The following is a 14,108-nucleotide window of genomic DNA, read 5'->3' on the forward strand; positions in this document are numbered from 1 at the left end:
GCAGAACAAGGCCGCAAGCGACGGCAAGACGCCCGACCTCCAAAAGCTCGTCGCCAAGGGACAAACCTGGTTGGTGGCGGAGACGGCCGATGCCTGAGGCCCCACGCGAACCGCGGCAGAGCATCATCCAGAAATACGGCTACACCTGGAAGGCGTATTTCATCGCACTTGTGCTGCTGCCGCCGGCCGCGATCCTGATCCCGCTGAAGATCCCGCATGTCGCGATGCCGTGGCGCGCCGGTGCCGCGCTGATGGTGATCCTGATCCATGGCGCGATTCTGGCGGGCGGCCTCACCCTGCTCGCCGAGCTGTTCGGGGGCGAGGACTAGCCTCCCGCGCGGGCAGCGGAAACGAAGTGGCCGATACCGGTAATGGCCTCGTCCAGATTGGCGAGGCTCGGGCTTTCCGGACCGCATAGCCGGTCCAGCGTCGCGCCGAGACTGGCGAGAATCGCGGCCGCACGATCCATTTCGCTGGCGACTGCATCCAGCAGCGCCACGTCGGTATGTGCGGCACAGTCGCGGATCATCGCGAGGCTCGGGCGATCCAGTGGCATTTGGGGATCCGCCTCGCGCAACCGTTCATATGCCTGTGCGGCCTTATAGTCCGACCAGCTGTAGCGGCGTCCGGGATCGGCGGCATCGATGACCACCGGCACCGCAGACAAGGCAACCGGTATCCGCCTGTCCAGCCATGCGATCACGTTGAGGCGGTACTCACTGCCGGGTTCAACGTCGCTTCGGGGATAGAGCTGGCCCCAGTAACGGGCGCACAATCCTTCGACCAACGCCAGCCCGGGCGCCAACCCTGCAAAGCCATGGATCCGGATCCAGGCTTCGCAGAGATAGGCGGCGATCTGGAGATCCTTCGAACGCGCGATGAGCGTCGCGACCGCCAGGTCCTCGACCCTCTTCCAGTCGGCACGCTTCAGCTCGTGTTCCCATGGGCCGCGCGGAAGCGACGGGTCGTCCTCGCGCCGCGCGTCCCGGATCGCGGCATATATCTCGCTCGCGTCCTCCCCCGCCGGGTCCGGTCCCGGCAGGGCTTCGAGCAAGGTCGCGATGACGGGATCGAAGGTCATGTGATCGCTCTTCCGCGGCTGTCGGGCGATCACGGTATCAGCGCTGTCGTTACGGCTCCATACTGGTTCCGGCGGCATCCTGGCTCAGAAGCGGGTTCCGAGCTGGATGCCGATGGTGCGCGGGCGATTGACCGAGACGCTGGTCGGGCGGAAATCGAGCTTGCCGCCGACCAGAATCGGCGTGCCCGTATTGCCCTGGATCGCCTGATACTGGATCTCGTTGGTGAGATTGTCGACGAAGGCGGTGAGCGACCAATGCTCGCCTTCCAGCCCCACGCGCAGATTGACGAAATTCTGCTCGCCCAGCCGGCTCGACGGATAGTTTTGCGACAGGGCGAAGCGCGGGCCGATATACTGGTACGAGAAGGTGCCGGTGAGCGAGATGCCGTCGCCGATCGGCTGGCGCAGATCGACGCCCGCGGCCGCCGCCCATTTCGGCGTGTTGACCGGTTGCGCGCCCTTCTGGAGATCCTGGGTGAAGCCGAGCCCGGCCAGCGTTGCGGGGTTGGCGAGCGCGGCCCCGCTCTGGAACGACGCATCCTGCCAGGTGCCGCTGAGATAGAAATTGAGGCCACGTGCCGCGCGCCAGCTCGACTGCAGCTCGACGCCGAAAATCTCTAGGTCCGGGCCGTTGAGGGTCAGGACGAAGGGATTGGCGGTCAGGATCTGCGGATCGCGGAAATCGGTGTGAAATGCCGACAGGTTGAAGGTGACGGCATTGTTCGCCCAGCGCGTCTTGGCGCCCACCTCGAACGTCAGCACCTGATCCTCGCGGAACGAGCGCGCGGCTGCGAACCGGGTGAGACTCGGCGGCGTGCCGGCACCGCGCAGTGCCGACGTGAACGGATTGAGATTGCCGTTGCGCACCCCGGTCGCGACGCTGGCATAGAGCATCGCATCGTCGCCGACGTCATATTCGATCGCGGCGCGGGGCAGGAACTTGGAGAGCTGGAACGATTCCTCCAGCGGGATGCCGGCGGCCACCGCGGTGGCGTTCACGTCCGCGATCACGAAGGGCGGGGCGAGGCCGGTCGGGCCGCCGCCGAACGCCGCAATCGACTGGATCGAGACGCTGGTGATCTTCTCATCGACATAGCGGATACCGGCGATGAAGCGCAGCCGGTCGCTGGCGCGGAAGGTGGCTTCGACAAAGCCCGAGATCTGCCGGGAATCGACCGACCCGGCCTGACCGATCAGCGTCGTGCCGCCGGCCGGCGTGGTGAAGGGCGCGAACTCGGGCGCGCTGGTGGTGAGATACGCCACATAGCTGGCGTCCTGATAGTAAAGGCCGCCGATCAGATCGAACGGGCCGCCCAGATCGGTCGCGAAGCGCAGTTCCTGGGTGAAGCTCTCATCGTCGGCATTCGACCGGCCGGTGGCGGTGAGGCGGGTCGTGAAGAGGCCGAACGCCGCGGCCGATTGGGCGTCGTAGAACTCGTCCTTGCGGCTGCGCGTATACCGGCCGGTGATCGAGGTGAGCGTGACCGGGCCGGCGTCATATTCGACCCTGCCGCTATAGAGTTCGAAATTGTCGTGGTTGCTGCCGCGCACCGGCGTGGAGAGCGTCAGCGCGTCGATCCGGGCGGGCGGCGCATCGACTTCATAAGTGCCGCCGAACTCGTCGCGGCCGGCAAAGGCCATCAGTCGGATCGACAGGCTGTCCGTGGGTTTCCACAGCAGGACGGCGCGGCCGCTGAACGCGCGATAATCGTTGAAATTCTCGATGCCGAGCCGGGGATTGTCGATGAAGCCGTCATCCTTGCGGTAATTGACCACGGCGCGGATGCCGAGCCGGTCGGGCACGAGGATGAAGGATGTCGCGGCCGACGCAGAGACGTTGGCGCCGCCCTGATCGGTGAAGGACAGGCTCGACTGGAACACCATGTCCGAGATGGCTGCGCCGCCAAGCTGCGGATCGCGTGAGAAATAGCGGATCGTGCCGCCGACCGAGCCTTCGCCGAACAGGGTCGGCTGGGGGCCGCGCAGGACCTCGATACGGTCGAAGTCGAAATAGTTGAAGTCGCGCTGGCTCGCGGTCGCGGCGGCGACGGGAATGTCGTCGAGGAACTGGCTGACCAGCGGACCCGAGCCGCCCAGATCGGACAGGCGCGGGCTGACGCCGTTGGAAATGCCGCGGACGCTCACATCGTTCTGGCTGGGGCCGCGATCGATCGTCGACAGGCCGGGCGTGCGGCGGGCGATGTCCTCGAAATCGTCGATACCTTCGCGGGCGATGGCGCTGCCGTCGATCGCCGAGACGCTGCCGCCGATATCCTGCACGCTCTCCGCACGGAAGCGCGCGGTGACGACGATATCCTCGTTCCGGTCCTGCGCGGCATCTTCCTGCCGGTCCTGGGCATGGGCCTGCGTCGTGCAGATCGAGGTGCAAAGCGCGAGAAAGCTGGCGGTCAACAGGGCGCGACCCGTGGTCCGGTGCATCATTTCAATCATCCTCCCGTCGCGGACGTCTCTCGTTCGGAGCCATCCTGCGATGCATAGTGTTACTCCGCAGTGACAGCTATTGTCAACGATCACAAATATTGTTTACAATAGTCGCAACGACACGGAGAGGGCCATAATGGAAGAGTCGATCGGCCGGCGCGCATTCGGCGCCGCCTTTGCCGGAGCATGTCTGACTGCGATGCTGCCTGCGCCTGCCTTTGCAGTGGGAGGCGATCGCAAGGCCCTGATCGCTGCGCTCAACGCGTGGTTCGCGAAGATTGTCGACAATGGCTGGGTCAGTGGCGCTGCCGTGCGGATCGTGCGGCCGGGCACGCGGACCGTCACCGTCATGCATGGCCTTGCCGATCGGGAGGCAAAGCTGCCGCTGAGCGAGGCGACGATCTACCGCATCTATTCGATGACCAAGCCGGTCACCGCGGCCTGCGTGATGGCGCTGGTCGATGACGGCAAGTTGAGCCTCGACCGGCCGATTCGCGACTTCCTGCCCGAGTTCGCCGAGCCGCAGGTGTTCGTGCGTTTCGATGACGACAGGCCGGTGACCGAACCGGCGCGGCGACCGATCACGGTGCGGCATTTGCTGACGCACACATCGGGACTGAGCGAGAGCTTCAACAAGGGATTCGAGCCGACCGCGGACCTGTATCACCGCATGGGGCTGATCGCCGGGCAGTTCCGGCCGGCGCTGGGGATCGATTCGCTCAAGCGCTACAGCGAGGTGCTTGCGACGATTCCGTTGGCGTTCCAGCCGGGCGACAAATGGCTTTACGGCAGCGGGCTGGAAGTCGCCGGGCGGCTGGTCGAGGCGGTTTCGGGCAAGGATTATGCGAGCTTCCTCGACGCCCGTATCCTGAAGCCGCTCGGCATGGCCGATACCAGCTTCGCGCTGCCGCAGGCCAAGCGCGCGCGGCTGGCGGCGATGTATGTCGCGGGACCCGAGGGCAGGACGGTCCGCCTCGATCCGCCGCGGATTCCGGCATGGGGCGATAGCAGCGTCATTCCGATGGGAGGCAGCGGGCTCTTTTCGACGCTCGGCGATTATACGCGCTTCGTCCGCATGCTGCTCGGCCATGGCGCGCTCGACGGCGTGCGCGTGCTCAGCCCGGCGTCGGTCCGGGCGATGATGACCAACCAGCTGCCGCCCGCGCTCGGCAATGCGCCGCTGAGCGCCGCGGCACGGTTCGGGCTTGGCGGCGAAGTGGCGGGGCTGGGCTTCGGTCTTGGCGGCTCGGTCCTCGTCGATCCGGCGGCTGCGGGCAGGATCGGCCATCGCGGCGAGTATGCCTGGGGCGGGGCGGCGAGCACCACCTTCTGGGCCGATCCGGTCACCCGCACCAGCGTGGTTCTGATGACTCAGAAGCTTCCGTCCGGCATCCACCCATTGCGCGACGAGCTGCGTCGCATTGCATATGGGAGCCTGACTTGAACCGCAAAACCGTCATTCCCGCCGACGATACGCCGACAGCCGAGCGTATCGCGGGCGAGATCGTGCGCCGCATCAACCAGGGCGAACTCGCCCCCGGTGCGCGGATCACCGAACAGGTGCTGGCCGATCAGTTCGCCACCAGCCGCGGACCGGTGCGCGACGCATTGAAGCTGCTGCAAGCGAAGGGCTGGGTCGAGATCGAACCGCGGATCGGGGCGCGCGTGGCTGCGCTCGATGGTTCGCCCAATCTCGAGAACATCCTGATCGCAGCCGCGATGCTCGGCCTGGCGTTTCGCTTCGCCGTGCAGAAAGCGAGCGACGAGCAGCTGGGCGATTTCTTCGCGCGTGCGGGGCAAGTGATCGCGATCGGCAAGGCGCAAGGCACATCGCCGGACAGCTTTGCGCGGGCCGCAATCGAGGCGGGGAACTTCGCCATCGCCATCGCCGACAACCGGCGGATCGACGATGCGGTCGGGCCGGTGCCGCAGGGTGCGCTGTCCGGCTTCATCCCGATGAGCGTGCAGACCGAAGAAGCGATGGGCGAGGCGACCCAGCTGTGGATCGAACTGGCCGCCGCTTTCCGCATGCGCGACGCCGACACCGCCGAGCGGATCGGCCGCCAGATGACCGAGACATCCTATCGCCGGATCCTGCGCTGGCAGGTTCAGCGCGACACCGATGTCCGGGCCAACGAATACCGGGGGGAATAACCACCACGAAGAGGAGAGGAAGATGCGACTTTCGAAGAAACTGGCCGGAGCGGCCCTGTTGTTTACGGCGAGCAGCGCCTTTGCCGCCTATGCGGTCAACGCAACGATGACCGCGCCGCCGCAAGGCCCGGGAACGGTACAGGTTTCGGCGAATGCGCCGCGGGGCGGAATTTCCGCCGGCGCTTCGCTGACGCTGGGATCGGCCCAGCCGCAGGACGCGGTCGACAAATGCGCCGCGATTCGATCGGCAGTCGATGCGGCCCGGCTTCAGGACGTCGCAGTCATCTTCGGAAACGCCGATGGCGAGGTCTGCCGCTACAAGAAGGGTGCGATCGAATATAACCAGAAGCTGGCACTGGCGTCGGCGACGAAGCTGCTGACCGGCATCCTGTCCTACCGCATGATCCAGGCGGGCAAGATCACCGCGACCAGCAAGCCGCAGCAATATTTCGGCTACTGGACCAACAGCGCGAGCGACAACCGCAGCAAGATCACGCTGGAGCAGCTGCTGGCCTTCACCAGCGGGTTCAACACCAAGGACACCAACCTGCTGAGCTGCGTCTACAACAAGTTCACGACGCTCGATCTGTGCATCCGCCGCATCTACAACGGCAATATCGATAGCGTGCCGGGTGCCGTCTATTTCTATGGCCCGCATCACATGCAGGTCGCGGCCGGCATGCTCGATGCTGCGGACACTGGGGATTTCGGGGCGATCTTCGCGCGCTATGTCACCACGCCGCTGGGCCTGACAGATACCAGCTATGCACTGCAGAGCGCGGCCAATCCCTGGGCGGCGGCCGGTGGCGAGAGCACCGCGAACGATTATGCGGTGATCATGCGGGCGCTGTTCAACGGTCAGCTGGTCACCAATCTCGACAATTTCTTCGCGCCGCGCACGCTGACCGCGACCAAGGGTGAAGTGCCGGCCGCGGTGCTCGCCAACAATGGCAGCCAGTGGGAATATGCGCAGGGTTCGTGGGTCGAGTGTGAGTACGGCACCGGCGGCGCCAATTATGCGACGCAGTGCGCGACCGACAAGATCAACTCCTCGCCCGGCGCCTGGGGCTTCACGCCCTGGATCGATCGCAAGAACGGCTATTGGGCCGTGATCGCGACCGAGGACCATTCGAGCGGCGCGGAAAAGGGCATCGAACTCGAGCAGGTGCTTCAGCCGCTGATGGTGGCTGCGCTGCTGCTCTGACCGGACAGACCCCCCGGCGGCCGGCGGCGAGGTGCATTCCACTTCGCCGCCGGTCTACGTTCGGAGGAAGTCATTTGGTGCGGAGCGGATCCTTGCGGCGGCGGTCGAGCGGACGAACCGGCCGGTGGCCGAACCAGCGGGCGCCGAAGCGCCCCGCCAGCGTGCCGAGGATCAGTGCGAGGAGCATTTCACGGGGTGACCCGCTCCAGCGCAGGCACGCGCCACTTGCGTTCGAGCAGCGCGGTTTCGGGCAGATAGGCGCGCAGCGCGAGCCGCATCGGCCCGGCAGGCGCGGGCAGCCAGTTCGCGGCCATCGGACCGGTGGGGCGTTCGTGCTGGATCAGGATGACCAGGCTGCCGTCTGGCTCGCGGACCAGACCCGGGGTGCGATCCCCGATCGAGAAGCGCCGGATCGGATTCTCGACCAGGAAATAGCGACCGTCCGGCTGGGGATCGTACATGGTCAGCGACCAGAACGCCTTGGCGGGCACGCCGCCGGGCGGCACGCGCCAGCGATAGGCATGGGCGCCCGACAGCCGCTCGCCGGCGCCATCGAAATTGGCGTGGAAATACATCGCTTCCTTCTCGCCCAGCGCAGCGATGCCGCCGAGTGCGATGAGCGAGCGCAGCCGGTCGTTGCGGCCGAACTCGCCGACGCCGCGCGGCTGATAGGTCCAGCCGCCCGCCACCAGATCGCGGAAGAGAAAGCCTTCGCGCAGGTCCTGATATGCGGCGGGCAAATAGGCGTTCCAGCGTGCGAGCAGTTCGGACGAAGGATTGTCGAGGCCGATGCCGAGCGAACGGAAGCGCGTCGCCCGCGCGGTTTCGCCGCGGCCGCCGGGCGAGCGGTTCAGCACTTCGCGCACGACCGCGAGGAAATTGCCCGCATCAGGCACGCCGGTCGTCGCGGCAGCGGTATAGCCCCGCGCCGTGCGGGCCGCGCCGGGCACGCGCACCTGAATCTGTTCGAGCAGCGCCGTCGCGGCGGGCAGGTCGTCCGGACCTTCGACGAGGATGCGCGCGAGCATCCAGACATCGTTGGTCGAGGAACGCAGCAGCTTTACGCCCGCCGGAACGCGTCCGCGCCATTGCGGCCCGGCCAGCCAGAAGCGGCCGCCTTTGCCGCCGGTCGCGCGGGTGCCGATATAAGCGAAATTGTCGGTGAAGGCGTCCATGAACGCGACCGAGAAATAGCGCGACGGGATGTTCGGCACCTCGATCTCGACCGGACCGCCGGAGAGTTCGAGGAAGGATGAGGCATAGATCGTGTCGTTGTTCGGCGCGGTGACGTTGCGCGATTTCTCGTCGGAAAGCTGCGCGCGGCGGGTAACGGTATTGAGCACGCCGGGGTTACCCAGCGAGCGGCCGAGCGCCTGTTCGGTCCGTGCGAATTCGTAGAGCGGGAAGGCGTAGTAGAAGGCGGCGCGCAGGGCCGCGCTGTCATCCTTTCCAAAGGCCATCGCGTCGGACCCTGCGAACGCGCCGGCCAACGGCAGCGCGGCAAGCCCTGTCATGAAGTGCCGCCGGGTGCCGGTGATGCCTTCGATCATCGCTCTTCTCCTGACTTCTTCTCGTTGTTTGCGCCGATCAGCCGACCAGCCGGTCGACACCTTCCCAGAACGGCTTGCGCAGTTCTCGCCGCAGGATCTTGCCTGCAGCATTGCGCGGCATCGTGTCGATGAAGCGCACTTCCTTGGGGCATTTATAGCCTGCGATCCGTTCGCGGCAGTGGACGATGATGGCGTCGGCGTCAGGCGCGGTGCCCGGCTTCGCGACGACCAGCGCCAGCACGGCTTCGCCCCAACGCGGATCGGGCACGCCGATGACGGCGACTTCCGATACCGTATCGTGCGACTGGAGCGCATGCTCGACTTCCAGCGGATAGATATTCTCGCCGCCCGAGACGATCATGTCCTTCACCCGGTCGCGGATGAACAGATAGCCTTCCTCGTCGAGATAGCCGGCGTCGCCCGAATGCAGCCAGCCATCGCGGATCATCTCCGCGGTCGCGATGGGATCGGAAGCATAGCCTTTCATGATCAGCGGTCCGCCGACCAGGATCTCGCCGGTTTCGCCTGCGGGCAGCGGCCGGCCTTCGGCATCGACGATGCGCAGTTCGACGCCGTCCACCGCCTTGCCGCATGATGCCAGCTTGCCACGCCCCGGCGCATGATCCTCGGGGCTGAGCAGGGTGATCGGTCCGGTCGTCTCGGTCAGGCCATAGCATTGGGCGAAGTCGCAGCCGATCCGCACCTGTGCCTCGCGCAGCACCGTCTCGGCGATGGGCGCGCCGCCATAGACGATGATGCCGAGCCGGCTGAGATCGGCATCCTGCATCGCGGGGCTGGCGAGACAGGCCTGGATCATTGTGGGGGCCAGCGTGGTGTAGCGCACGCCCTCGCGCGCCATCAGCTCGACCGCGGCGCCCGGATCGAACTGCCCGGCAAGCACCAGCCGCGCGCCGGATTCGACGCAGCGCAGGACCGGCCCGATGCCGGTGATGTGGAACATCGGCGCGGGCGCGTAGATCACGTCGCCCACGCCCAGATCGAGCGGCGGGCGGCTGAAGATTTCGAGTGACGCGACGACATTGGCGTTGGTCAGCTGCACGCCTTTGGGCAGGCCGGTGGTGCCGCTGGTGTACATCTGCAGGATGACGTCGTCCGCCTTGCCCATATGCGGGTGCGGACGCTCGCTCTGCCGTTGCCGCCAGCGGGCATAATCGGCGGCCTGCGCGCCATCGATATCCTGGATCGACAGCGCGCGCCCGGCCAGCGCACGCTCGACGGTCGGGCGGAACTCGGCATCCACGAACACGCGGCCCGCGCCGGAATGCTCGAGGATGTACGCCATCTCGGGTGCGGTCAGGCGCCAGTTGACGGTGAGCGCGATCTGTCCTGCGCGCAGGCAGCCGAACAGCAGTTCGACCTGCTCGGCGGAGTTGCGGCCGATGATCGCGACGCGATCCTGCCGCGTGCCTTCCGCGGCGAGGCCGTTGGCGACCTGGGTAACGCGGCGGTCGAACTCGCGGAAGGTGATCGCATCGGCCAGCGGGCCGACCGCCAGTACATCGGGATGCGCCGCCGCCATCCGGACGAGCAGGGCGTCTACGGTTGCCACCGCAGCATTTTTGTCACCGTTGCGATAGCCGAACAGCGAAAGGACCGGGTTCAAGAGACTGTCCTGAAAAATGCCGGGACGACGCGGTCGCCCCGGCAGGCGGTGGGAATGGGTCGGCGCGGGATCACTTGCGGACGTGCTTGCTGAAGAAGTCCCACAGCACATCGGTCGCGTTGAGCTGGTCGTAGCGATACCGCTCGAGCATCGGGGACTCGCCGGTCGCGCCGGGCCAGGTGTGGTTGGCCGAAGCGAGGCTGTAGACCGTCACGTCCGCGCCCGCCTTGCATCCGGTGAAGCTTTCGATCGTCGCGTCTCCGGCGGTGCGGGTCGCGGGCGTGGCGGTGCAGCCATTGGCGTGGACCCAGAAATCGACCGCGTAGCGCACCGGCTCGAACGGCTTGCTCTGTGCCTTGGCGACGAAGTCGAGCGTGCTCGGGCCACCCGCATAGGGCACCACCGAATCCTTCACGCCATGGATGATCATGATCGGCACCGGCCCACGCGGCTGGGTCTCGCCGCCGAACATCGCCCCGGCGACGATGCCCGCACCGGCCAGCCGGTCGCCGAGGGCGATGGCGATGCGGTGGGTCATCATGCCGCCATTGGACATGCCGGCGACATAGATGCGGCGCGGATCGATGCGGTGCGTGCGCTGCACCTCGTCGATCAGGGCGGTGATGAACGCTACGTCTTTGCTGTCGTCGGTCATCGCGAAGCCGCAACAGCCGACCGCGTTCCACGTCCCCATGCGCTCGTTGCGGCCGCTGCCATTGGGGAAGGCGACGACCAGCCCCGCCTGCCGTGCCTTGGCTTCCCATCGCCCGACCATCGATCCGGCATTGCCGCCGCCGCCGTGCAGCACGATCAACAATGGCGCCGGCTTGCCGCCGCCCGCGTCGAGCAACAGATAGTTGCGTTCGGTGCCTGCCACTTTGATCTTGTGCGCGGTCGTGCCGGCCGGCTGGGCCGGTTCGGCACGCTGCGCCCGCAAGGCGCGCAGGCGCTTGGATGCCTGCGCATCGGCTTCGGCTGCGGCGAACAGGCCCGCGGCGAGCGCAGCGAGCATCGCGGCTGCGGAGAGTGGGTGCTTCTTCATGATCGATGTCCTCACCAGTTGAACGAGAGGCTGCCTCCCCAGGTGCGCGGCGTGTTGTAGTAATTGTTCCCGGCGACGGTCACGACGCGGTAGATCTCGTTGGTGGCGTTCTTGACGAAGCCGAGCAGGCGCCAGTTCCGGCCCTGAATGCCCGCCGACGCATCGAGCACCGCGAAGGATTCGCTGGCGCGCGTGAGCGAGGCATCGTCGAACCCGCCGCCCGCGGTCTGGAAGCTGACGGTGAGCAGGCCGCTCAGCCCGCCACCGAGCGGCTGGGTGAAGCCGCCGTTGAGCGTGATCATATAGTCGCGGGTGCGCGGCACATCCTTGCCGCTGAGATCGAGCGTCGCGCCCTGGAACAGGATCGACGCGCCATCCTTCCACGTGCCGTGCGAAGTCGATGCGCTGGCCGAGAGGGTGAATTTGCCGTCGCCGACCGGCACGAGCGCGGCGATTTCGAGCTCGCCGCCATAGAGCCGGTTGCCGCCGACATTCTCCAGCGTGAACGCCGGATTGGTGGTGGTCAGCGTGGTCGTCTGCTGGACGTTGCGGGTCTCGCCGTAAAAGGCCGCGAGCTGGGTACGCAGCACCGTGCCGCCGCGTGTGCGGAACACGGTCTTCACGCCGAGTTCGCCCTGGGTGATGTCCTCCGGATCATAGGGCACACGATCGAAGAAGCCGGGTGCCGGGGTCTGATTGAAGCCGCCGGGACGATAGCCGGTGGCGACGCGGCCATAAAGCGTCACTTCGTCGCTCACGTCATAATCGATCGAGACGGTCGGCAGGAAACGCTTCCACTCGCGGTCGAACAGGCTGAGTGCGATGGCATCGTTGGTGGTCGCGTCGAGATCGAAGCGCTGGAAGCGGAACTTCTTCGAATCGACCTGAAAGCGCGCTTCGGCGGTCACGTTCAGCCGGTCGGTGATCGCATAGCCGAGCAGGCCGAACGCCGAGTAGGAGAAGAGATCCTCGCGCGCATTGTCGAGCCGCAGCTGACGGCGCACCGTGGTGGTGGTCGCGGCCGGGCCGATCACCGTGCCGTGCCGGTTCGAATAGATGTTGGTGGTGTAGGTCTGGAAATCGGTGCCGATCAGCCAGCTTAAGGGGCCGGTGCCGGTCGATCCCCAATGCACTTCGGCGCCATAGCGTTCGAACCGCTCGCCCTGATCGTCGATCAGCTGGATATTGGCATTGCGGATACCCGAATAGTGATCGAAATCCGCGCCGATCCGGTCGCCGTCGCGGCCCTTGTAATTGGCGAGCACGACCAGTTCGGAGCTGCCGAAATCGTGACGGAAGTCGAACAGCATCTGGGTCTGGGTGATCTTCACCCGATCGGTCGTGTCGAGGCCGGTGCGAACGAACGGATCGGGATCGAGCAGCGCATTCTGCCCGATCGAGGTGAAGCCCGGTGCGCTGGAGTCCGAATATTCGAGCGTCAGGTTGGCCGTGCTGGCGGTGCCGATGCCCAGCCCGATCGTGCCGCGCACACCCCAGCTCTTCTCGACATCGACATAGCGGCCGGTGACCTGATCGAGGTGGAAGCCCTTGTTCTGGTCGTTGTAATAGCCGCCGATGCGCAGCGCGACGGTGTTCGCGATGGGCAGGTTGAGCGTCGCCGATCCTTCGATCCGTTCGACCGAGTCATAGCCGGCCTTGCCGCGGATCTCGGTATCCATCACCGGTTTGCGGCTGATCACATTGACCGCGCCGCCCACCGCGCTGCGTCCGTAGAGCGCGCCCTGCGGACCACGATATACTTCGACGCGCTGGACGTCGTAGAAATCGATGTCGCTATAGCTGCGGCCGCCGAACCCGCCGCCCGCGACATAGATGCCGTCGCGGTAGATGCCGGTGGTCGATTCGGAGAAGCCCAGCCGCCCGCCGCCTTGGCCGCGCAGCGCGATGTCGTCGAGATATTGCGGACCCGATCCGATCAGGATCGCGCCGGGGGTCTGGCGGGTATAGTCGGCCACGTCCTTGACGTTCAGCCGCTCCAGATCGTCGCTGGTGAGCACGCTGACCGATGCGGGCACATCCTCGATCGACTCGTCGCGGCGCCGTGCCTGAACCACGATCTCCTCGCCGCGCGGCGCTTCGGCCGTTTCGGTGTCCTGCGGTTGCGCGTCCTGGGCCAGCGCCGGCGCGGCAGCCGCACAGGCGAGCACCAGCGACGAAAGCGCGACACCGGCGCGAAGGGCCTGAATGTTACGGGAAATCATATGCTTGGCCATCTCTCACTCCTCCCCCGCCGAGTGCGCGAACAGGCGCCTCGACTCTCTATGTCACTCGTGAGTAACATGATGTCACCAATGAGTAAACAGGATCGGATTCTCGCGATGACCGCCGACCCGGAGCACGCCGCAATTGCCAAACCGGCCGGAGTCGGCGAGCGTCGCGCGATGGCACAGACCTATTCGGAAATGATCGATGCGCACCGGGTGAAGCGGCGCGTGCAATTGCTGCGCGCGGCGGCCGATGTGCTCGAGCAGCGCGGCTTGCGGCAGGCGACGATGGATCAGGTCGCGACCCAGGCCGGCGTGTCGAAGGTGATCCTCTACCGTTACTTCAAGTCGAAGGACGGTCTGGTCGACGCGGTGCTCGAGGAAGTCGTCGAGGCGATTCTCGAGGCCGATCGCGAGGAAGCGGCATGGTGGACCGACCGGATCCGCCGCACCTTGCCCGTCGCGCGGGCGCATGCGGCGGCGATGAAGCTGCTGGTCCGCCATGCCGCGCACGATCCGATCTTCGGCGTGCATCTCGAACGGCTGACCGCAGCGCTGGTCGAGGCGGTGATCGAACGCGAGACCGAGATCCTCGGCCCGGAGCCGAGCGCGCCGGGGCCGGCGATGATCATGGCCGAGGCGGTCACCGCCTTCATGCTCGATTCCTATGTCCGCTGGATCGAGCAGGGCGATGCTGCGCGTGACGATCAGTTCGTCGAGTGGATCACCAAGTCGGTCCGCTCGATCGTCTATCACTGGCGCGGCCTCGATCCCTAGGGTCGGGCG

General features: G+C 66.3%; 11 protein-coding genes. 5 read left to right on the top strand and 6 right to left on the bottom strand.

Annotation, left to right across the window (positions count from 1 at the left end; translation table 11 throughout):
* Positions 1-89: 89 nt before the first annotated feature.
* Entirely contained in the window at positions 90-329 is a 240-nt protein-coding gene (locus P1X14_RS06005) for a hypothetical protein (RefSeq protein ID WP_277314411.1), read from the top strand.
* On the opposite strand, the gene tssA is transcribed toward P1X14_RS06005, so the two are convergent.
* Together tssA and P1X14_RS06015 are read right to left on the bottom strand one after the other, a co-directional pair.
* Positions 326-1,081, bottom strand: a complete 756-nt coding sequence (gene tssA / locus P1X14_RS06010) for a type VI secretion system protein TssA (protein WP_277314412.1) — start codon at positions 1,079-1,081, stop codon at positions 326-328. The genes P1X14_RS06005 and tssA overlap by 4 nt on opposite strands.
* A gap of 84 nt (positions 1,082-1,165) precedes the next feature.
* Positions 1,166-3,493: a TonB-dependent receptor gene (locus P1X14_RS06015; RefSeq protein ID WP_277314413.1), complete on the bottom strand. Its 2,328-nt coding sequence runs from the start codon at positions 3,491-3,493 to the stop codon at positions 1,166-1,168.
* Between the two features lie 166 nt (positions 3,494-3,659).
* On the opposite strand from P1X14_RS06015, the gene P1X14_RS06020 reads away from it, so the two are divergent.
* From P1X14_RS06020 to P1X14_RS06030, 3 genes are read left to right on the top strand one after another with little or no spacing between them, the layout of a single operon-like run.
* Positions 3,660-4,967, top strand: coding sequence for a serine hydrolase domain-containing protein (locus P1X14_RS06020; RefSeq protein WP_277314414.1), 1,308 nt, complete (start codon positions 3,660-3,662; stop codon positions 4,965-4,967).
* Positions 4,964-5,677, top strand: coding sequence for a GntR family transcriptional regulator (locus P1X14_RS06025; protein ID WP_277314415.1), 714 nt, complete (start codon positions 4,964-4,966; stop codon positions 5,675-5,677). The genes P1X14_RS06020 and P1X14_RS06025 overlap by 4 nt, the downstream gene beginning before the upstream one ends.
* 22 nt (positions 5,678-5,699) lie before the next feature.
* Complete coding sequence (locus P1X14_RS06030) at positions 5,700-6,881, top strand: serine hydrolase (RefSeq protein ID WP_277314416.1); 1,182 nt, start codon at positions 5,700-5,702, stop codon at positions 6,879-6,881.
* A 188-nt stretch (positions 6,882-7,069) separates the two neighbouring features.
* Here the strand turns inward: P1X14_RS06030 and P1X14_RS06035 are convergent, their stop codons facing one another.
* From P1X14_RS06035 to P1X14_RS06050, 4 genes are all read right to left on the bottom strand, one after another.
* Entirely contained in the window at positions 7,070-8,431 is a 1,362-nt protein-coding gene (locus P1X14_RS06035; protein WP_277314417.1) for a DUF1254 domain-containing protein, read from the bottom strand.
* Positions 8,432-8,468: 37 nt separating this feature from the next.
* Positions 8,469-10,055, bottom strand: a complete 1,587-nt coding sequence (locus P1X14_RS06040; protein ID WP_277314418.1) for a long-chain-fatty-acid--CoA ligase — start codon at positions 10,053-10,055, stop codon at positions 8,469-8,471.
* Between the two features lie 70 nt (positions 10,056-10,125).
* Complete coding sequence (locus tag P1X14_RS06045; protein ID WP_277314419.1) at positions 10,126-11,097, bottom strand: PHB depolymerase family esterase; 972 nt, start codon at positions 11,095-11,097, stop codon at positions 10,126-10,128.
* A gap of 11 nt (positions 11,098-11,108) precedes the next feature.
* Positions 11,109-13,331: a TonB-dependent receptor gene (locus P1X14_RS06050; RefSeq protein ID WP_277314420.1), complete on the bottom strand. Its 2,223-nt coding sequence runs from the start codon at positions 13,329-13,331 to the stop codon at positions 11,109-11,111.
* A 105-nt stretch (positions 13,332-13,436) separates the two neighbouring features.
* Between P1X14_RS06050 and P1X14_RS06055 the strand changes: the two genes are divergently transcribed.
* Positions 13,437-14,099 carry a TetR/AcrR family transcriptional regulator gene (locus tag P1X14_RS06055; protein ID WP_277314421.1) on the top strand — a complete coding sequence of 221 codons (663 nt, stop codon included), beginning with the start codon at positions 13,437-13,439 and terminating at the stop codon, positions 14,097-14,099.
* Positions 14,100-14,108 lie beyond the last annotated feature (9 nt).

It is taken from the genome of Sphingomonas sp. AOB5, from assembly GCF_029433115.1.
Classification (GTDB): Bacteria; Pseudomonadota; Alphaproteobacteria; order Sphingomonadales; family Sphingomonadaceae; genus Sphingomonas.